At 34.7% G+C, this 20,656-nt stretch carries 19 protein-coding genes; 11 read left to right on the plus strand and 8 right to left on the minus strand.

Going from position 1 to position 20,656, the window contains the following annotated elements:
• Positions 1–160: 160 nt before the first annotated feature.
• The 7 genes from IGL32_RS05330 to IGL32_RS05360 all read left to right on the plus strand — a co-directional run bounded on the left by IGL32_RS05330 (position 161) and on the right by IGL32_RS05360 (position 6,631).
• Positions 161–868, plus strand: a complete 708-nt coding sequence (locus tag IGL32_RS05330) for a GntR family transcriptional regulator (protein ID WP_002357800.1) — start codon at positions 161–163, stop codon at positions 866–868.
• A gap of 662 nt (positions 869–1,530) precedes the next feature.
• Positions 1,531–2,664 (plus strand): ThiF family adenylyltransferase, encoded by a 1,134-nt coding sequence (locus IGL32_RS05335; RefSeq protein ID WP_430600105.1) that lies wholly within the window; start codon positions 1,531–1,533, stop codon positions 2,662–2,664.
• Positions 2,628–3,500 (plus strand): hypothetical protein, encoded by an 873-nt coding sequence (locus IGL32_RS05340; RefSeq protein WP_002379389.1) that lies wholly within the window; start codon positions 2,628–2,630, stop codon positions 3,498–3,500. Before IGL32_RS05335 ends, IGL32_RS05340 begins: the two co-directional genes overlap by 37 nt.
• Before the next feature lie 22 nt (positions 3,501–3,522).
• A complete protein-coding gene (locus IGL32_RS05345) occupies positions 3,523–4,467 on the plus strand; it encodes an ABC transporter ATP-binding protein (protein ID WP_002379390.1) in 945 nt (314 codons plus the stop codon).
• The gene (locus IGL32_RS05350; RefSeq protein ID WP_002382254.1) at positions 4,445–5,203 is read left to right on the plus strand and encodes an ABC transporter permease; all 759 of its coding nucleotides are present in this window, start codon (positions 4,445–4,447) and stop codon (positions 5,201–5,203) included. The genes IGL32_RS05345 and IGL32_RS05350 overlap by 23 nt, the downstream gene beginning before the upstream one ends.
• An 8-nt stretch (positions 5,204–5,211) precedes the next feature.
• The gene (locus tag IGL32_RS05355; RefSeq protein WP_002378341.1) at positions 5,212–5,925 is read left to right on the plus strand and encodes an ATP-binding cassette domain-containing protein; all 714 of its coding nucleotides are present in this window, start codon (positions 5,212–5,214) and stop codon (positions 5,923–5,925) included.
• A complete protein-coding gene (locus tag IGL32_RS05360) occupies positions 5,897–6,631 on the plus strand; it encodes a hypothetical protein (RefSeq protein ID WP_002382255.1) in 735 nt (244 codons plus the stop codon). The genes IGL32_RS05355 and IGL32_RS05360 overlap by 29 nt, the downstream gene beginning before the upstream one ends.
• A gap of 21 nt (positions 6,632–6,652) precedes the next feature.
• Here IGL32_RS05360 and IGL32_RS05365 read toward each other — a convergent pair whose 3' ends face one another.
• Complete coding sequence (locus IGL32_RS05365) at positions 6,653–7,684, minus strand: sensor histidine kinase (protein WP_010717312.1); 1,032 nt, start codon at positions 7,682–7,684, stop codon at positions 6,653–6,655.
• A 278-nt stretch (positions 7,685–7,962) separates the two neighbouring features.
• On the minus strand, positions 7,963–8,661 hold the full coding sequence (locus IGL32_RS05370) for a LytR/AlgR family response regulator transcription factor (protein ID WP_156210051.1): 699 nt from the start codon (positions 8,659–8,661) through the stop codon (positions 7,963–7,965).
• Between the two features lie 576 nt (positions 8,662–9,237).
• On the opposite strand from IGL32_RS05370, the gene IGL32_RS05375 reads away from it, so the two are divergent.
• Together IGL32_RS05375 and trxB are read left to right on the plus strand one after the other, a co-directional pair.
• Positions 9,238–9,669 carry a cupin domain-containing protein gene (locus IGL32_RS05375; protein WP_002379393.1) on the plus strand — a complete coding sequence of 144 codons (432 nt, stop codon included), beginning with the start codon at positions 9,238–9,240 and terminating at the stop codon, positions 9,667–9,669.
• 168 nt (positions 9,670–9,837) lie between these two features.
• Positions 9,838–10,752 (plus strand): thioredoxin-disulfide reductase, encoded by a 915-nt coding sequence (gene trxB, locus IGL32_RS05380; protein ID WP_002357780.1) that lies wholly within the window; start codon positions 9,838–9,840, stop codon positions 10,750–10,752.
• A 42-nt stretch (positions 10,753–10,794) separates the two neighbouring features.
• Here the strand turns inward: trxB and IGL32_RS05385 are convergent, their stop codons facing one another.
• The 3 genes from IGL32_RS05385 to IGL32_RS05395 form a co-directional block, all read right to left on the minus strand.
• Positions 10,795–11,256, minus strand: coding sequence for a hypothetical protein (locus IGL32_RS05385; RefSeq protein WP_002355960.1), 462 nt, complete (start codon positions 11,254–11,256; stop codon positions 10,795–10,797).
• A 196-nt stretch (positions 11,257–11,452) separates the two neighbouring features.
• On the minus strand, positions 11,453–11,953 hold the full coding sequence (gene camE / locus IGL32_RS05390; protein ID WP_002358931.1) for a plasmid sex pheromone cAM373 precursor: 501 nt from the start codon (positions 11,951–11,953) through the stop codon (positions 11,453–11,455).
• A 118-nt stretch (positions 11,954–12,071) separates the two neighbouring features.
• Positions 12,072–14,411, minus strand: a complete 2,340-nt coding sequence (locus IGL32_RS05395) for an ATP-binding cassette domain-containing protein (protein ID WP_002360456.1) — start codon at positions 14,409–14,411, stop codon at positions 12,072–12,074.
• Between the two features lie 124 nt (positions 14,412–14,535).
• Here IGL32_RS05395 and IGL32_RS05400 point away from each other — a divergent pair, with 124 nt between their 5' ends.
• Positions 14,536–15,045: a MarR family winged helix-turn-helix transcriptional regulator gene (locus tag IGL32_RS05400; RefSeq protein WP_002365578.1), complete on the plus strand. Its 510-nt coding sequence runs from the start codon at positions 14,536–14,538 to the stop codon at positions 15,043–15,045.
• A 37-nt stretch (positions 15,046–15,082) separates the two neighbouring features.
• Here IGL32_RS05400 and IGL32_RS05405 read toward each other — a convergent pair whose 3' ends face one another.
• The 3 genes from IGL32_RS05405 to IGL32_RS05415 form a co-directional block, all read right to left on the minus strand.
• Entirely contained in the window at positions 15,083–15,946 is an 864-nt protein-coding gene (locus tag IGL32_RS05405) for a sugar ABC transporter permease (protein ID WP_002360454.1), read from the minus strand.
• 3 nt (positions 15,947–15,949) lie between these two features.
• Positions 15,950–17,293 (minus strand): carbohydrate ABC transporter permease, encoded by a 1,344-nt coding sequence (locus tag IGL32_RS05410; RefSeq protein WP_156210050.1) that lies wholly within the window; start codon positions 17,291–17,293, stop codon positions 15,950–15,952.
• Between the two features lie 85 nt (positions 17,294–17,378).
• On the minus strand, positions 17,379–18,629 hold the full coding sequence (locus tag IGL32_RS05415; protein ID WP_002382263.1) for an extracellular solute-binding protein: 1,251 nt from the start codon (positions 18,627–18,629) through the stop codon (positions 17,379–17,381).
• A gap of 259 nt (positions 18,630–18,888) precedes the next feature.
• Here IGL32_RS05415 and IGL32_RS05420 point away from each other — a divergent pair, with 259 nt between their 5' ends.
• Positions 18,889–20,655 (plus strand): glycoside hydrolase family 13 protein, encoded by a 1,767-nt coding sequence (locus IGL32_RS05420; protein ID WP_002379398.1) that lies wholly within the window; start codon positions 18,889–18,891, stop codon positions 20,653–20,655.
• The last annotated feature ends 1 nt before the right edge of the window (position 20,656 follow it).

The raw sequence follows: 20,656 nt of genomic DNA on the forward strand, positions 1-20,656 counted from the left end.
ACTGACTAAGCCAAATGTTTTTGTTATAAAAAGAAAGCATGCAACTAGACCAACTTTGATAAAAATTCCAATTCCTCTTTTATTTATCATTTTTTGGTTGTTTACACGGTCTATACCAGTTATAATAGAAGAGGAGATGAACGAAGAGGAGGAAGCGTAAATGGTTCAAAATATACCAATTTATATTCAAATTCACGATAAAATCAAAGAAGATATTGAAAAAGGTGTCTGGAGTATCGGGGATCGTTTGCCCTCTGAGCGAGAATTAGCCTTGAAATTTGATGTTAGTCGAATGACCTTACGCCAAGCCATCCAGACTTTAGCAGACGAAGGGATTTTAGAACGAAAAATTGGTTCAGGAACGTATGTAGCACGTAAGAAAGTTCAAGAAACAATGACAGGTACCACTAGTTTTACAGAAATTACCTTGTCTCAAAATCGCGTTCCTTCTAGTCGGACGGTGTCTTATTTTGTAGCGAAACCTAGTTCTAGTGAGATGGAAAAATTACAACTAGGTCCAGAAGATTCAATTTTACGAATGGAAAGAATTCGTTTTGCGGATGACATTCCGATTTGTTTTGAGGTGGCGAGCATTCCTTATTCATTGGTCTCGCAATATGGCAAATCTGAAATCACGAACTCTTTTTATAAAACACTTGAAGCCAAATCTGGCCACAAAATTGGCCATTCTAACCAAACAATCTCTGCTGTTCAAGCATCGGAACAGATCGCAGAATATTTAGAGATTAAACGAGGCGATGCGATTCTGCGTGTGCGCCAAGTATCCTATTTTGAAAACGGACTACCTTTTGAATATGTTCGTACGCAGTATGCAGGAAGTCGATTTGAGTTTTATTTAGAGAAGTAGAGAAATGATAAGTATAGAAAAATGCCAAGAAATAGGCTGAGGTAAGATATTTTAACCTCCAAAAGTTGTATCTGAAAAATACAATTTTTGGAGGTTATTTTTTATGAACTTATCAGGTAGAATTCAAATTAAAATTAGTGAAAGCATCTCAATTCAAATAAATATTGAATAGAGTAGCAAGTCTGAATACCAAAAAAGTGAGATGGTTTGTCCCGCTATAAATATTGTTAAAAATAAACTTATAATAGCTGCTAGTTTATTTGCTTTTATTCTTTTTTTGGCTGTAGTTCATTTTTGTCCATTTTTTACATTTCTTTTTTAAACTGTAACCTAATATAAGATATACCCGTTCAACGCTTTAATCAAATAGTTGCAAAATCAGCAGTTGTTTTGCAAATTGTTACATTGAAATTGTTAGTTATTACCAATCAATAATACTTATGATTGTCAAAGTTATTATATAGATATACTGAAAGAGAAATTTATTTTCTTTTTCAATAAAAAGTTTAGCGGAAGGAGTGATGCGGAATGAAAAAAATTAACGTACGTAAAGCCGATACAGTTGATGCAACAGCATGGTGGATTATTATCTAATTTGATAACCAAATAACGGTTAGACGAGATAGAAATATCTCGTCATTTTTTAATAAGGAGTGAAAAAAATGAAGTATAAATATCCCAGAATAAAACCAATCTATCCATTATATCAATTAAATAAAGAGAGATTTAGAGTTGGGGCCCAATTAGGAATCACTATTGAATTTGATGATGATGAAGGTCAATTTTGGACATTATCTAATTTACTCGATGGAGTTAGATCGTTTGATGAAGTTGTCACAGAAATGAAGAGGAAATATCCGGAATTAACAGTAAAAGATATCGAAGAAGGGATAGATTTTTTAAATGATGAAGGTCTAATCGAGGAGACGTTTCCTGGTAGAATGATTGAAGATAGATACTTAGCTAATGTGAATTACTTTAGTAGGTACTGTAAAGCTGATGATGATAGATTTGAAATACAGGAAAAGATAAATAACTTGAAAATACTATTATTAGGTCTTGGTGGAGGAGGATCAAATATTCTAACGTTACTAGCGGGTCTTGGCCCCAAGATGATTAGAATGGTGGACTATGACCGAGTTGAAGCAAGTAATTTAGGTCGTCAATTACTATATAGAGAAGCAGATATTGGTGAGAAGAAAACTGTAGTTGCTAAAAGAGCCATTAATGAAATGAACTCAAATATTAACGTTGAAACTGTAGATAAAAAAATAATAGATGTGAATGATGTTGTTGAATTGACAGAAGGAATAGATATCATTGTTTGCGCTATTGATGAACCCCCTTTCCTTATACATAGAATTGTGAATGAAGCTATTGTAAAAGTTGGTTTGCCGTGCGTGTTTGGTGCCTCACAGGTTAGCCGAGGAAGAGTATACACTGTAATACCCCAGAAAACAGTATGCTTTGATTGCATGAATTTGAACTTCAGTAAAAATGACCCTAAATTTGTTGAACAATTTGTAGGTTTTAGAAATATTCAATTTGCTCCCCCATCCATAGCTTATGGTCCTGGTATCTTTCAATTAACAGCATCAATTGTAGATGAGTTAATAAGAGTGGTAACAAGATATGCTGAGCCAAAAAGTTTGGGAACGCAATATGAAATTAACTATGAGGACGGAAACTCGTTCACGCATAAAACTTGGCCAAGGTTTGAGAGTGAATGTCCAACTTGTGGTAAAGGAGATGTCTCCCAATGGGAAATATTTCAATATTATCAAGAGAAGAAATAGGCCGAGACTATACCGAAGCTCGTACGTTAAAACGTAAGCTAAACAATGGCGATTGGGTTTATGTATCAGAAGAAAATCAACTATTAGTGTTGAGTGATGAAGTGGCGAGACAAATTAATTCATCCGAACTAATCGAAGAAGAGGTACTTAATGAATTAGTTGAAAATAAAATTATGATAAAAAAAGCCGATCAGAGAGATGATTATAAGCCGCTATTTGTCGAGCCTAAGAATATCTTATTTAAAAGCTCCTCTTTCCTGATTGATGTTAACGGTATTGTTGCGTTTACGATTAGCATATTTTTATTCGTAATCAAGGGGTCTCCTTTTGGAAGTGCAGTAAATGTTTTGTTTACAAATCCTTTAAAATTTCTTCTAATTGCTATTCTTGTCTCAATCGTATCTACAACTTTTCACGAATTTATGCACATTATATTTTCAAGGAATTCAAGGAAAATCAATTTAAACATAGTTAAAGCCGTTGCTACGATACCTATGACTCATGTATGGACGTGGAGTAGGTTTGGTAGAATCACGGCGATCACCTCTGGAATGTCGTCGGATGCAATATTCTTGTTAGTTTTTTTGATTATGAATAATAAAAGTGTTGGAGTTAATTCTATTGCGGCATCAATACTTATAACAAGGATATTGTGGCAATTTATCATTATACAAAAAACAGATATTAACATTTTGATTTCTTTTGTGGTTGATAATCCTTTCTACTTTGAAGAGGTCGCAATTATGAAATTAATCATTATTAAAGTAATAAGCATAAGTGTGCTAGTAATGATAATTTGGTTATGGTTCCAACCTGTTATCAATCAATTTAATTAAGTCTAAATATAGGAGGTTTGCTTTGAATCAACAGTTAGAATTACATTCGCTAAGTAAAAAGTACAAGAAATCAGAGAGCTATGCAAATGATAATATAAATTTGCGCTTTAATAAAGGTGAAATAACTGCCATAGCTGGACATAACGGCGCTGGTAAAACAACAATGTTGAATCAGATTATAGGTATAACGAAATCAACAAAGGGCTCTATAACATTTAATGGTCTATCATTTGCGAGAGATAGTAAAATTGCAAGAGAATATGTCTCTATGATGCCTCAACTACATGCTCCCTTGGCAGGTATAACGATGGCTCAATCTGTCGAGTCAATAATAAGAATAAGAGGAGGCAGTCAGAAAATAGCTGAAGAAGAGTGTATTAAAATTTTAAAAGAATTAAAAATAGATGGATGGAAAGATATACCAGGACAGAAACTTTCAGGCGGACTTAGAAGGCTCACTTCATTTGCAATGGCCGTTGTATATCCTTCTCCAATAATAGTCCTTGACGAACCTACTAATGATGTGGATCCTATTAGACGGCAAAAAATATGGAGATATCTGAAAAAATTATCTAATAAGGGGCATATAATCATCGTGGTCACACACAATATTTTAGAAGTTGAAAAATATGCTGATAGATATATTTTAATGAATCATGGAAAGGTTCTTGAGGATAAGAACTTAAAAAAACAGTCTATAAAAATAAACGATCGAAATTATATGACTGTTAACTTTCTTAATCTAAGTGATTTGAAGAGTGTAATAGTACCGAGTGCAATTCAGACTAACATAAACGATGAGGAATTAATGATAGAAATGGAATTAGAGAACAGTCAAGTGTTAGAAGCAGTTGACTGGGTCATGAAATTAGTAATAGAAAGAAAAGTTCAAAATTATAAAGTTTCCCCAAAATCCTTAAATGAAACCTATGGAGAGTTAATAGATGAAAATGATAAAAAATTATAGAAGAAAATCAATGATTAAGGAATTATTTGCTTTAGTAGGGTGGAGTTTATTAAGACATAAATACTTATTGCCTGTTTTTACATTAACTCAAGTATTTCTATCATTAGCAATTGTCTACGGGTTAGCACTTCTAATACCAGATGTGAATAATCAGACAGCTATCTATCTGTCATCTGGAGCAACTACTCTTGGGATTATTGCGGTAGGGTGCGTTCTTGCTGCTCAAATAGTAAGTACAGCAAAACAGGAGGGCATTGTGGACTATCAAAGGACATTGCCAGTTTCTCGGTTGAACATATTAATTTCCGACTTTATAATTTGGGGAATGGCCTCACTACCTGGGGTGTTTATGTCATTTTTAGCGGCATATTTAAGATTCGATGTCCAAATTAGATTCTCAATGAAGGCCCTAGCTATTCTTAGTCTAATTCAATTATGTATGATCTCTATAGGTTTTGCTTTGGCATATTGGTTAACACCTAATGTAGTAGGATTAGCAACTCAGATAATTATGATAGGTGGACTTTTATTCTCGCCTATTACTTATCCAACAGATAGATTGCCTTCTGCTTTAGTGAACTTTTTTGAATTTTTACCATTTGTTCCATCGAGTAATTTGATAAGATCACTGTTTTATGAACAGAATACTGTTAATGTTTCTAATATTATTGTAGTTTGTTTTTGGTTCGTGTTAACTACATTACTTTCACTTATTTCATTGTCAAGAAGGGACTGAATTGCAAAATGCAAACAATAAATATAAATAATTTATATAAAAAAGTAAGTGATACATTCAATTTAAAGGTTGATCAATTAGATTTAGAAGTAGGGAAAATTTATGGATTAGTTGGTCCGAATGGTGCAGGTAAAACAACTTTGATGAAATGTCTATGTAGTTTGCTTAGACCTGATAGTGGAATACTTAAAATAGACAATCGGCAAGTAGAAATAGCAGACCCTAAAATATTATTGCAGGTGGGTACTAACTTTGTTAACTCAGATAGTTTAAATGGATTTATGCTTGAAGATATATACAATGACCATGCTTTTTATTACAAGTTAAAAAATTTGTTAATGATAGAGACTCTATTAATGGATGTTGGTCTAAATGTAAATAAAAAAAGAAAGTTTAATACGATGTCTTTAGGAATGAAACAAAGGTTTTTGCTAGGTCTTGCTACAGCTCACAACCCTTCATTAGTATTATTAGATGAGCCATTTAACGGTTTAGATCCTGATGGTGTAGAGTTATTTATTGAGAATGTTAAGACCTTGTCCGAAAATAGAGTGTTGATAATTAGTAGTCATATATTGAGAGATATGGAAACATTTCTTGATGACGTTATATTTATAGAGAAAGGCAATGTACAAGAACCAAAATCAATGGTTGAGATTCGAGAAGAGTATAGAGAGGGGTTGAAAGAGTATTATGATGAACAAAAGAGAAAACATGATTAGTGACTCAAAATTGAATGTTTATAGATATGAATTAGATAAAATTAAAAATGTTTGGTTTAAAGTTTTCTTAATTACACTGGTAATCCAAATGTTATTTTTTATGTTTTTCTCATTTGTGGGAATATTTGATGAAAGTGCTGATACGATCTCGTCATTTCAAGGAATTATAGCATTATCGAACACTGTTTCTATGTGCGGCATATCAATTTATGGAGCTGTATTACTAAGGAAAGAGCTTGTACGATTTTATGTTGGCAATCACCGGAATAGAACGTTTCTTTTTCCGATTGATCGAAAAGAGCTTCTCGTAAAAAAAACAAGTTCTTTTTACGTGATAATCTTATCTAGCTTTGGAAGTGCGCTTCTTATTTCATTTGTGACTGAGGTTTTGCTTAACTTAATTTTGAAGTTTCATAGTTCAAATTTATTTTTTGAAATTTACCTTGGTCTTATTACCATAGTTACAAGTTGTAGTCTACTATTCGTAATTTTGATATTGTCAGAAATAATTTCAATTTGGAAACAATCGGAAATTGCTTCAATAATAACGTCAGTGGTACTAATGCTAATATATTCGAATTTTTCTGCTATGGGTCTTATGAATTTTCCAACTATAACGTTCCTATTTTCAACGATTATGGGATTGATGCTTGTTTGGTTATTTTTGAAATTTTCTGATAAATTATGCGACATGGAAGTATACTAAAAAATGCGGTGATTTACTTGATTAGTTATCACCGCATTTGTTTCCTTTGTATACATTAAATATAACTATAGTTACAAAATATCTACGTTCTTTCGTCCAGTGACGTTGAATACCACCTAATTGTTGTAAGAGATCATCAATGTTTTTCATTCCTAAACCTTTATTTTTTCTATGTTTTCTTGTAAAAATTTCTTCAGAATTATAGTTATTAGATACTTCAATAAATAAATCATTATTGACTTGCTTGATAATTATATTGACATATCTGTCAATCGGCTTGATTCTCTTCGATGCTTGTATGGCGTTATCAATTATATTTCCAATTACAATAGTTAGAACGTCATTATTAATTTTTATATTTTTAGAGACAAATATCTGATGATCAACATTAATTTGATTCTTTCTTGCTTCAGCAAGCTTTTCATTCAATAGGTAGTTTAATACTCCATCGGCAGCATAAGTTTTTGTTGGTGGTTCTAAAATATCAAAACTACTCTTAATATAATCGATAGCTTCATTAACTTCTTCATTTTCGATAAGTCCGAGGATTGTTAAGTATTGATTCTTCAAATCATGTTTTAATTTTAAAACGTTAGTTCTGTTTCTCTTTATTTCATTTAAAATTCTATACTCCACTTCGATATTTTTTTTTCTCAAAGTAAGATTATATTGATTTTTTTGATATTCTATAGTGATTTTATAAAGAAAAATTACACAGATGTTTAAAAATATGACACTAATCGTAATAGTAATCTCAGAAATTTTGTCATTGTTGTTTCCTATTAAAAGCCCAAATAAAATGATTATTGATAGTATGGGAATAGGTAATAAAATCACAATAAATGATAAGTTTGTCGATAATTCAGACTTTGCTTCTTTAACTATTGAAAATTTAAGTATGACTATCCAGGCTACCCCAATCAAAGTTGTAATTGTTATTGAAGTTATGAAAAAAGTAGGGCTACCATAGGATGTTAATTCTGCATTTAAAATTATTTTCGTAAAGTGTAACGACAATACTTCACAGATTAAATTTATTGATATAAGTGTCATTGTCCATACGGCCGAGTCGAGATAAGGGACCGAGTGTAGCATAGCAATAGTGTAAGTTAAAATGAAACTTAGTAATAAGTTAAGATACGGTAAATAAATGTTCGGTATGTAAGCATTGGATAATATAATCGTAACCATGGCTGATATGATTATAACAATCCAGATGACATTATAAAATTCTCTATGATTTTTAATAGCTGTTGACCAATTAGAAAAAAAATAAGAGATAAGAAATAAATAAACTAACAAACTTAGGCTTCGTAATGTTATATCAAGCATTATATCTTTCCTCTCATGGACATAACTATACTTTTATGAGCGGCGGCTTTGAAGCGCCTACTTATTGGTATTTCAATACATTTAGAATCCATTAATAGGAAATTTTTTCCTAACTCTTTTATATAAGCGCAATTTATTATGAAAGAAGAGTGGACTTGCACAAAATTCGTATCAAGTTGTTCGTTTATCTGATTCGTTGACATATAGGGTTTGTAGATTTCTCCAACTGTATGAATCAATACTTGTCTTTTATCTTTTTCGAAATAAATGATATCTTTGGTTGGTATTTTATAAGTAACTTTGTTACTAGAAAATACAAAGTAATTTCTTTTTTTTTCTAGCTGTTGTCTCAGTTTTTCCAAAACTTGGTGCAACCGATCTTCCGTAGGCGGTTTCAATAAATAATCAAAAGTTTGTACTTGGAAGACTTCTTCCATGTATTCTTTGTAACTCGTCAAAAAAACGATAGGTGATAAAATATCACGTTCTCGGATTTTTTTTGCCAAGTCTATTCCGCTCATTTCACTCATTTCTATATCTAAAATAAAAAAGTCAAAATTTTCTTGGTCAAGTTGATTGACTAACTTGAGAGGATTGTAGTAGGTATAGGTTTCAAATATATTTGGGTTATAATTAAATAGCATCGTGTTTATTTTTTCGGTTAACGTTGGATTGTCATCACAAATAGCAACTTTCAGCAATAAAACCTCCTTTTTTTCATTCTATATATATTATGAATTAAATTATCTTTAAAAACAATCATTTTTTGTTAGCACAACTGATAAACCGACATAAGTAATCTGGATAAAAATATCAAAAATTCAGGTTACTGACAAACATTTAATTAGCATCTAAAAAATAATCATGTAAATTAAATGAGCAACGAAAACATCTGTTAGGGTGCTATCAGTTTTTTTTAAATCTACATATGATTAAAACTTGATGCTATAATGTTACTAGTAAGGTCAATGTATACCATAGCAGTACTTGAGAAAAGTAGAAGTGTTTCTGATGTTAGATATGTGGGCTGTATGTTGACTGATTTTCCTTTGAAGTTGAATAATAAGTTCGTGAATAATCGGAAATACTATATTTTTTCTGGTGAACAGATGGATTAGTGAAGATTGATACTGAACAGTCAATTGTTTTAAAAAAAGTGATTTTCAAATGGTAATAAAAGTATATTTAAAGGAACTCGAATTTTCAGAAAGTAGCTTCAAACTTAGTTTGAAAGAATAGCTTTCGGCTATAAAAAAAGTTAAAAGGAGTCTGCCATGTTACAGAAATATATAGAAATTTTAACAAGAGACGAGGTCATCTTTCGTAAAAAGCCAGATGGAACAGAAGTAAATTATTTTCTATTTCCAGAGTTTGAAATACATATAAATAGCTTGCCAGGAAAAACTGTGCAAGGTTGGCATAAGCATCACGAAATCGAAGAAGTTTTACTTGTGCAGTCGGGAAAAGTGAAAATAGAAGAGCTAGAAAATCAGCAAATTATTTCAAGAATTTGTGCAGAAGGAGAACTTATTCGGATGCATAAAAGTCTTCATCGGATTAGTAATCCTGATACGTTATCTGCATCATTTACAGTATTTCGTTTTGTTCCACAAGGGCAAAATCAACAAGAATGCATAAAAAATGATAAAGAAGAATTCTCTGATGCGGCAGTACAACGGCTTCTAAAAATCAATGATTCGTTGTGATCGTTATTTTTAAACTTTTCTTTTCCCCCTCCTAGAAAACACAAAACCGTGGTACAATAACTTACGTAATAGACACACCTACTCCGAATGTCAAAAAAGGGCAGAAAAGTAGACAAGAAATTGTTTAAGGAGTAAAGTAAACTTACTTAAAATTTTGGGGGAAATAAAATGTATGATGTAATTATCATTGGTGCCGGTCCTGCTGGGATGACGGCAGCACTTTATGCATCACGGTCCAATCTTTCTGTATTAATGATTGAACGCGGTGCGCCTGGTGGGCAAATGAACAACACTGCTGAGGTAGAGAATTACCCAGGCTTTGATTCTATTATGGGTCCAGAATTGGCCTATAAAATGTATGAAAATGTAGAAAAATTTGGTACGGAAAATGCGTATGGTATTGTGATGGGCATTGAAGACCACGGATCCTATAAAGAAGTGATTTGTGATGACAAATCTTATGAAGCTAAAGCGGTAATTATTGCAACAGGCTGTGAACACCGAAAATTGGGTGTAAAAGGCGAAGAAGAATTTGCTGGCCGTGGTGTTTCTTATTGTGCTGTTTGTGACGGTGCTTTCTTTAAAAATAAACGCTTAGTAGTCGTTGGCGGCGGCGATTCTGCAGTTGAAGAAGCAATCTATTTAACGCAATTTGCTTCTGAAGTAGTGATTGTTCACCGTCGTGATGAATTGCGTGCGCAAAAAATCATTCAAGATCGTGCCTTTGCAAATGAAAAGATTTCCTTTGTTTGGGATACAGTTGTCGAAGAAATTGTTGGCAATGAAATGGTCGTGACAGGTGTGAAAGCACGGAATGTCAAAACAGATGAAGTTTCTGAAATTGAAGCAAACGGCGTGTTCATTTACGTGGGGCTAGATCCATTAACAGAACCATTTAAAAAAGCTGGTATTACGAATGAGGCTGGTTGGATTGAAACAGACCAAGAAATGAGAACAAAAATTCCTGGTGTTTATGCCATTGGTGATGTCCGTGAAAAAACATTGCGTCAAATCACGACAGCGGTCGGTGAAGGCGGTATTGCTGGACAACAAGTATTTAACTATATTGAAGAATTAAAATAAAAAAATGCTTTTGCCTTTAATAATAAGGGCAAAAGCATTTTTTTAATAGGTTCCTTTAATGACAAAATAAGAGCCGCGAATGGTTCCAGCTAATTTTGATTTTTGACGAGCAAATTTGAATTTTCCTTCAAATTCTGCAGGGATTGCCATACCATCTGAAAGTTTAAACCCAACGGCGCGTTTGCCTTCCTCAGCTAATGTGTACATCACGTTAACTGCTAAGCCGTTTTCATAAAATACATAGGCCATTTTTATGCCATCTAAAGTGAAAGAAGAAATTTCAAGTGGCTTGTAAGGGAAATGTAATTCTCGTTCTAATAAAATTTTTTCAATCCAGGCCAATGTTTCTGGAGCTTCAGAGGCAGGGACGGTCGTAAAGCGATGTTTGTATTTATTCCAAAAATAGCGAGCTTCATTCGCTCTTAGTCCAGCAAGGGCAGGTGCCACTGGTGAACTTTCTAAACCAATAGTGGCTACTTCTTTAAAATCAACTGTATAAACCATGAATTGATACTCCCATCTTTTCTTTTAAACTAAGTATAACGGTAGCAGGGGTAACGAACAATTATTATTACTTAAAAGAATGAAATTGGGACAGAACGATCGGCTTCGGAAAATGTTAAGGTTTCCTAATGCGTAGTTTCTGTCCCAAAGAGTATTTTAAGATTTGGTTATTTCGTGATAAGTTATACGCTTGTGCTTATTTATTGGCATCTAAGGTAACTTTTTCATCTGCCGTAGTCGTTTTAACATCTACTGTATAAACAAGTTTATTGTTATTTTTGGTTAACTTCCAAGTCAAAATACGTGGAGAAAGTCCTCCAACTTCTTTTTTTGCTTTGGCTAAAACGTCGTTAACAGCGCCTAATTCTTTGACTTCAGCAGCTGAAAAGGCTGTCTCGTTTTCGCCAAGTTGATTTGCTTCAGTATTTTTGGTGACTTTTCCTGTTTCAGGATTCACGTAAAGTGTTTCTGTATCGTTAGTAAAGATATAGCTGTAGTCACTTGCTGGTTCTGTATCAAATTGGACATTTACTAATGGTTTGCTGTTGCCAGCTTCTTTTTCATAGATTTCAGCAGCTTGCTGCAAACTAACTTTGTACTTAGTATCTGTGACAGCATCTTTTCCTATGCCACAACTAGCTAAAATAAAAATAGCTCCTAAAAGTGAAAAAAATAGTAAAAATGGTTTTTTTAACATGAAATTACCTCGTTTCTTTTTATTAAGCATTCACAATCATTTAGTATACGGTGGTTTTATAAAAATTACAAACAAAAAATAATCCTTTAAGAGAAATTAAAGGATTATTTTTTGTTATTTATTCTGCACGTAAAGCAACTGCCGCATCTTTTTTCGCTGCCATTCGGGCAGGGATATGGCCACCAATCATGGTTAAGATTGTGCTAATTACAATCAAAATAATCCCGTGAATTGGATTTAAGGTGGCAACATTTTCTAAATCAGTCAGGTTATAGAGCACTGCATTGATCGGAAATGTTGCGAGAAAGGCAATCACAACACCAAGAATACCAGAGGCAACGCCTAAAATAGCAGTTTCGGCATCGAACACCCGGGTAATATCTTTTTTACGAGCTCCTAACGCTTTCAGGATACCGATTTCTTTGGTCCGCTCAATGACAGAAGTATAGGTGATAATCCCAATCATAATCATACTTGTAACAAGGGAAATCCCAGCAAATGCAATCAGCACATAGGTGATGGCATCCATTAAACCACCTGTTAAGCGGGTCATTGTTCCAGCTAAATCAGAATAGATGATTTGGTCTTTTTTATCTTTTCCTTTGTTATAAGCATCTAAATAATCAAGAATTTTATCTTTTGATTTGAAATCGTTTGGATAAATCATAATACTTGAAGGGATTTCGTTCGCTCCTAAATAAGACAACAGGTTTTCTTTCGCGGAAGCATCTAATGTTTCGTTAGTCATAACGTTAGTGTTGCTGGCTTCTTGCGCTTTAACAATGTCAGAGGTTTTGTTTTTGGCAATCATATTAGTTGAAAGTGCATCGCTATAAGCAATTCCAGGTGCTAATAGATTCATTGTTGAAGAATCTTTAATTCGCAAAATCCCTGAAATTGTTAATTCAGTATTTTCTGGGTTATCGTAAACAGCTTGCAAATCTTGGTTAGGAATGAAGTTGCCTGTCGGTAATTTGGTGTAAAATGCATTATTATTGGCTAATTTCATTTTTGTGCCAACAATGTCTGAAAAGGCAATCTTTTGATTATCTTTCACGTCAAAGCCAAGATTTTTTAAAGCATTAATATTGGTGGTATTGTTACTATCGACGATTAAAACGACATCGGTTTCTTTTTCTGGATAATTTCCTTCAAGCAACGAGTAATTGTCTTTTAAGAAATTGTTTTTTCCATTTTCTAGTTGTTTAGGAAAAGCAGAAACGCCGACACCAGTTTGGGCAGCCATCATAGAAGCCATCGCGTTTGATTGGCCGTCGGGTGCATCGTTTGAAAATTTGACAGCTTGTGCTTTCCCGTTGATTTCTCTTAATAAGTTCATATTGACTAGACGAGTATAGCCGATATTATTACTTAATTCAGGATCAATGTGATTGACATAGTCAATAAACTTTTGATCAATTAAATTCGTGTGTTGCGCACGGTCCGCATCGCTAATTTTAGCAGTCACTTCTTTTTCTTTCGGGAAGGTGCCTTTTTTGTCCTGATTATTGAAACTTTCTGGATCTTGATCGGTCGCTATTTTAGAAATGGTAATCGGAAATTGCGCTAACGTTTCCGACTGAGTTTTATCAATTTGTTTCTGGAATCCTGTTGAAAGAGAAAGGACAATCGCAATACTGATAATTCCGATACTTGAAGCAAAGGCGGTTAAAAAAGTTCGCCCTTTTTTAGTGCGGATATTATTAAAAGATAAACGCAGCGCAGTCGTGAATTTCATTTTGGTGCGTTTCAATTCGAAAGGTTCTTTTTTTTCATGTTCAATATGAGGACGCGAGTCATGACGAATTTGGCCATCTGAAAATTCAATAATTCGATCAGCGTATTCGTGAGCTAATTCAGGATTGTGGGTCACCATAATAACTAATTTTTCTTTCGAAAGTTCTTGGATAAGTGCCATAATTTGCAGACTGGTTTCTGAATCCAATGCACCAGTTGGTTCATCACAAAGTAAAATATCGGGATCATTAGCTAAAGCACGAGCAATGGCAACCCGTTGCATTTGACCGCCAGATAATTGGGAAGGTTTTTTATGGATATGGTCCTTCAAACCGACACGGATGAGTGCATCTTCGGCTTTTTGGCGTCTTTCTGCTTTTGAAATACCACTCAGTGTCATACCAAGCTCGACATTATCCAAAATCCCTTGATGACTAATTAAGTTGTAACTTTGAAAAATAAAACCAATTGAGTTATTCCGATAAGCATCCCAGTCGGCTTCTTTAAAATTTTTTGTTGATTTGCCGTTAATGATTAAGTCACCAGAATCGTAATTGTCCAATCCGCCAATCACATTCAACATCGTCGTTTTACCAGAGCCGCTGGGACCCAGAATGGCTACAAATTCTTGTTTTCGAAAAGCGACAGAGACGCCATCTAAAGCTTTAGTGGTCGTTCCGCCGACAGTATAATATTTTTTTATCTCTTTGAGTTCTAGCATATTTTTCGCATCCTTCTTCCAATTTATCAACAATACAACCTTAAGTTAGTGTATAACGTAACATAATAGTTAACAAAAATCAATCATTACCATTTGATAATCAAGTGAATTTAGTATACACTAGGTGGGAAACGAGGGAGAACATATGGATAAAGAGAAGCATTCATCAAATTTAGATATTAGTGTCTTTACTGAAATTTTTTCATATATGAGCCAATTGCTTTTTAAAGACCTAGACTTGGAGGATCTAAAATTAACCAAGTTAGACATGTTAATTTTATTAATTGTGGCAACAAATGAAGGAATTAGTATGACGGAGTTAGCCAACCAAGTAGGAACGTCGAAAGTTCAAGTGAGTCGCTCTATTGCGGGGTTAGAAGAACGAGCGATTGTTCAACGTCGCCATAATCAAGAAAATCGCCGCGTGGTTAATGTTTATACGACAAAAGAAGGCGAGAAGCTCTTTAAGCAAAAAGAAAATCAAGTAAAACAGCAACTATCTGAAACGCTTAGTGTTCTTTCCTTAGAGGATTATCAAGAGGTCAATCAACACTTTTTGGCGGTCATGAAAATTTTGTCCAATTATCAAGCGCTACGAAGAAAAACGTGTAAGGAAAACAACGCCAAAAAATAAAAAACATCGTTTGGCTATAAACCAAACGATGTTTTTTCTAGCCTTTGACAGAGCCAGAAGTCACGCCTTCTACATAGAAACGTTGCATTAATATAAATAAAATAGTAATTGGAATGGCAATCAGCACACATCCTGCTGTAAAAGCCATGAATAGTGAATTGGCTGTTGATTTGGTCATCATCGAAAAGAGACCAATCGCAACGGTGTAATTTTCAACTTTATCACCCATAATAACTTTTGCGAAAATAAAATCCATCCAAGGGCCCATGAAGGCGGTTAAAGAAGTATAGACAATAATTGGTTTCGACAATGGCAACGTAATTTTTGTGAAAATTTGCCACTTGTTGGCACCGTCAATCATAGCCGATTCGTCTAAAGCCATCGGAATGGTGTCGAAGAAACCTTTGGCGATGTAAAAACCTAGCGCCGAGCCTGCAGAGTAAACCAGAATTAAAGCGAATAAACTTTCAGTTAAATTTAAGGCTTTTAAAATATAGTAAACGGCAATCATACTCATAAAACCAGGGAACATATTTAAAACGAGCGCCACTTTTAAAAATGGTTTTCTTAAGCGGAAACGCAACCGTGACAGCGCATAAGCCATTGCGATTGTAATGAAAGTTGATAACAGACAGCTTGCGATGGAAACGAACAAGGTGTTCAAAAACCAACGGACAAAGGGGAAGTTGCCAGTCTGATTTGTTAATAATACTTTATAATTTTCTAAAGTGAATGTTTTGGGAATGATATAGGGAACAAATGCACCGCCTTCGCCACGAAAACTTGTTAAGATAATCCACACAATGGGGAACATCCAAAAAACTGCTAAAATGGTTAGAATGATGTAAACGCTGGTAAGTGCAGTGCGTTGTTTTTTCTGGTAACTTTTTGCTTTAGCCATAAGTTACGCCTCCTTAAATGAATTCGTACGTGTATAGGCAATTAAACTGAAGACTGCGGAGAGAATGAAGATTAAAATACCAATCACAGAGGCTAAATTGTAATCCATTGTATCGACAGTCAATTTGTATAGCCAGGTAACTAAAAGGTCAGTTGAGCCTGCACCGTAGAAGTTAGAATTGGCTGGCCCACCACCTGTTAATAGATAAATGACATTGAAGTTATTGATGTTGCCAATAAACTGTTGAATCAGCGCTGGGGTCATCACAAATAGAATTTGTGGAAACGTAATACTTTTAAAAATTTGCCATTTATTGGCACCGTCAATTCTAGCTGCTTCGATTTGATCTTCAGGAAGGTTTTGGATAATCCCTGTAGAGATTAACATCGTAGCAGGAATACCAATCCACATATTGACAACAATAATGGTTAATTTTGCCCAATTCGGATCTGTTAAGAAGGGGATAGAAGAATCGATTAAGCCCCAATTTAACAACAGAGCATTGATAGGTCCAGAACCATTTAAGAGGTTTCGCATAATTAAAAGTGAAACAAACGGAGGTACGGCCATCGTGATAACAAAAATAGTCCGCCAAAACGCTTTATATTTTAAGCCTTTTGTATTGATAAGCAAGGCTAAAATGATTCCAAAAAAGAAACAAGTTGCGGTTGCGAAAACAGCCCAAATCAAGGTCCAGCCAAGTACTGGAAAGAACGTTGAAGCCATATCGCCTGTGACTACATTACCTAGATTTGCCAATCCAACCCAAGTAAAAAGGTTTTTCGGTGGTAAATGGTTATGGTCGTAGTTGGTAAAAGCAATTGAAATCATATATAACAACGGCAAGATGGTAAAGAAAAGAACGCCTAGTAAGGGGATCGTCATTAAAGTTGCATGGAAACGTTCGTTTAACAAGCTGCGTAAATCATCCATAGTTGTTGGAATTTTTTTGCCGGCTGTCTTTAATTCATATAGGTGACGGGCGCTTTTTAAATTGATTACATATAAAATGATTAGCGATAAACAGACTAAAATTGCTGCAATTCCGAATAATAATAAGAGCATTGAATTATCGCCTTCTTTTAGAACTTCAATCCCTAAAGAATCATCATATACTAATCCTTGCTGTTGGGTCCCTAGTGTTCCTAGCATCATTAATGCGTGGAAACCATTACGGATTAACCAATAGATAAAGCCAATTTCAGCTGTTAAAAAGATGATTCCCTTTAACCACTGCTTGTTGGCGAAGTTTGCAGCACCCATAACTAAAAAAGATAGTTTTGTAGCGAAGTCGCCTTTTTTAAAGACCTCTCGAAATGACGTCTGGGCTTTCTTTTTCTTGAACATCTTCGTTCACTCACTTTCTACTTAAATAAAAAAGATAGAGGAAATGGGACAGCAGATTGAAGCTCGTCCCATTTCTTTACTCTTTTTATTCTTTTGCTTCTTTTGATGTGTCTTGGACTAATTTATCTAATTTTGCTTGATAATCCGCAGGTTTGATATTGCCTTTGTACGTATCATTGATCACTGCATCCATCGCAGGCCAGAATGAAACGATTTCTGGGATTTTTGGCATTACCACAGAGTGGGTTGGTTGCGCCATTTCTAAGATAGCTTTTGCAACAGTATCTTGTGTAATTTCTTCGTTTGTTTGTAATTTTTTGTTTGAGGGGACAAAACCGATTTCTTTGAAGTAAGTCATTTGTGCTTTTTCACTTGTTAAATAGTTTGCTAATGTCATTGCGGCCAATGGTGCTTGTGTTTGTTGGTTGACAGCAAAACTACGAACGCCCAAGAAAGCTTTCATTTGTTTTTCTCCATTGCCAAAATCAATGGTTGGGTAGGCAGCGGCCCCCATTTTGTCGCCAAGAGCTTTTTCTACATCGTTTTTAGACCAAGGACCAGAAAGGAAGGCATCCGTTTTGCCAGAACCTAGATTAGACAATGCTTCTGTATTTGATTGGATCACACCAGGATTATTTTTTTGATCGGCAATCCATTGTAATACTTCTATACCTTGTTGGTTGTTAAAGTTGGTACCTTTCGGATCTTCGCCATTTTCACCATATAAGTAATCGCCGTTACTCATAAATAGAGGACCGAAGATATAATTTGCGCCATCTTCGCCAAAATTGGTACCGATTTTGCCTTTTTCAGTTAAAGACTTCCAAGTTTTAATTTCCTCTGGAGAATACGTATCTTTGTTATAATAAAGAACTTGTGACTCTACGGCATAAGGGTAGGCATAGACTTTGTCTTTCCAAGTGACTCCTGCGACTGCCGAGTCGATATTGTTTTCTTTGACTTCTTTTTCATATTTTGTGTTAGGGTAAATCAGACCAGCTTCTGCCATTTGACCAATTTGATCATGTGGCATCATGAAAACATCTGCGGCAGCTTTAGGATCTTTTGCAATGTCTTTTTTAGCATCTGCCGAATTTCCAGCAGTTAAGTTAACTTTAATATCGGGGTTTTCTTTTTCAAAATCGGCGACAACTTTTTTAAAGACGCCCATATATTCAGTATCAACCCATAATTTTACGTCACCAGCTGCTTTATTTGCTGAACCGCTTTCATTTTCAGCTTTCGTTTTTTCTGCGCCACCACAGGCAGTAAGTAAAACCGCGGAAGCACTTAAAAGGATACCGCCCATTAAAATCTTTTTCCAATTCGCTTTCATTTTTGAACCCTCCAAAAATTATTTTTTACAAGTCTTATTATGCAACCGATTGCGGAAATAATCAAGTGTTTTTCATCGAGAAAGTTAAAAAAGTTTTTTTGTTATAAATAACATACTGTTTATTTAAAGTGGTGTATACCACTAATTGAGCATTTTAAATAAAAAAATAAAAAAGGGTATACAAATGCAATCGTTTGCGCTAAAATGTGTTCGAGTATTAGAAAATACACGAAAAGCGACAATTAAAGGAGAGAATTAAATGAACACTGCTGCAATCTACCATCGTCCAGAAAGTGAATTTGCTTATCTTTATACAGAAGAAACCATGCATATTCGTTTGCGTACGGCAAAAGGCGACATTGCCTCTGTCCAATTAGTGCAAGGAGATCCTTATCTTTTAGGGAAAGAAAAGTGGTACCAACAGTCGTTAACCATGGAGAAGTTAGTATCTACGGAGTTATATGATTACTGGTTTATTGCATTAAGTGCAAAATTTAAACGCCTTTCATATGCTTTTACTTTAGTAGGGGCGGATGGTTTGAGGGCGTTTTATGGCGAACACGGCATTTATCCTTTAGAAGAAAAGTATTTAGAGATGGCGAATAATTATTTTCGGATGCCGTATTTTCATGAAATCGATCGTTTTAAAGCACCTGAATGGGTAAAAGAAACGGTTTGGTATCAAATATTTCCAGAGCGTTTTGCAAATGGTGATCTCGCCAATGATCCTGAAGGGACGTTGCCGTGGGGATCTAAAAGACCAGATCGACAAGATTTTTTTGGTGGGGATTTGCAAGGGGTGCTAGATCATCTTGATTACATTGAAGATTTAGGTGTTAACGGCTTATATTTTTGCCCAATTTTTGAAGCGTTTTCTAATCACAAATATGATACGATTGATTATTTAAAAATTGACCCAGCTTTTGGTGATGGTGCTACCTTTAAGCGTTTAGTCGAAGAGTGTCATCGACGGGGCATCAAGATTATGTTGGACGCCGTTTTTAACCATATGGGGGACACTTCGCCTCAATGGCAAGATGTGTTAAAAAATGGCCAGGACTCAATTTATGCCGATTGGTTCCACGTAAATGAGTTTCCAGCTAGCTATGAAGAAAGTGCTGATTTTGAAGAAGCAAGCAACATTACCTATGATACTTTTGCATTCACTCCGCATATGCCTAAATTAAATACAGCAAATCCAGAAGTGCAAGCCTATCTTTTAGAAATTGCTCGTTATTGGATTGAGGAATATGATATTGACGCCTGGCGTTTAGATGTGGCAAACGAAGTGGATCATGCGTTCTGGAAAAAATTCCGGCAAACATGTGATGACGCAAAAGAAGATTTTTATATTTTAGGAGAAATTTGGCACTCGTCGCAAAGCTGGCTCCAAGGAGACGAATTTCATGCAGTGATGAATTATGCATACACAGATGCGATTATGGGCTACTTTGTCAAGCAAGAACTGTCCTTGGAAAAGATGCTTTCTGAAATGAACAACCAGTTAATGCTCTATCGACAACAAACGAATCAAATGCAGTTTAATGTTTTAGATTCCCACGATACACCACGCTTATTGCATGAAACGAAAGAGGATAAAGAGCTGATGCGCCAAGTATTAGCGTTTACGTATATTCAACCAGGTGTCCCTTGTCTTTACTATGGTGATGAAATTGGTATGACAGGTGATATGGATCCTGATTGTCGTCGTTGTATGGTTTGGGAGGAAAATCAGCAAGATTTGGATTTGAAGGAATTTGTAAAATCATTGATTGCCCTTCGCAAAAAGTATGCGGCTGTTTTTTCTGGTGGAACAATCGATTGGACAGGAACTTCTTTTGAAACGGGGTTGATTAGACTCGCTTGTCGTTTGGAGGAACAGACGATTTATGGGATTTTTAATACTGGCCAAGAGACACAATTTGTCGATAGAACTGATCGAGAAGTTTTGCTAAGTTCTTCTATCGAAATTGCTTCAGAACAGATAATGGTTTTACCAAAAGGTTTTCTTTTATATCAAGCATAAT

Source organism: Enterococcus sp. AZ035 (genome assembly GCF_050548325.1).
GTDB classification, from domain to species: Bacteria; Bacillota; Bacilli; order Lactobacillales; family Enterococcaceae; genus Enterococcus; species Enterococcus faecalis.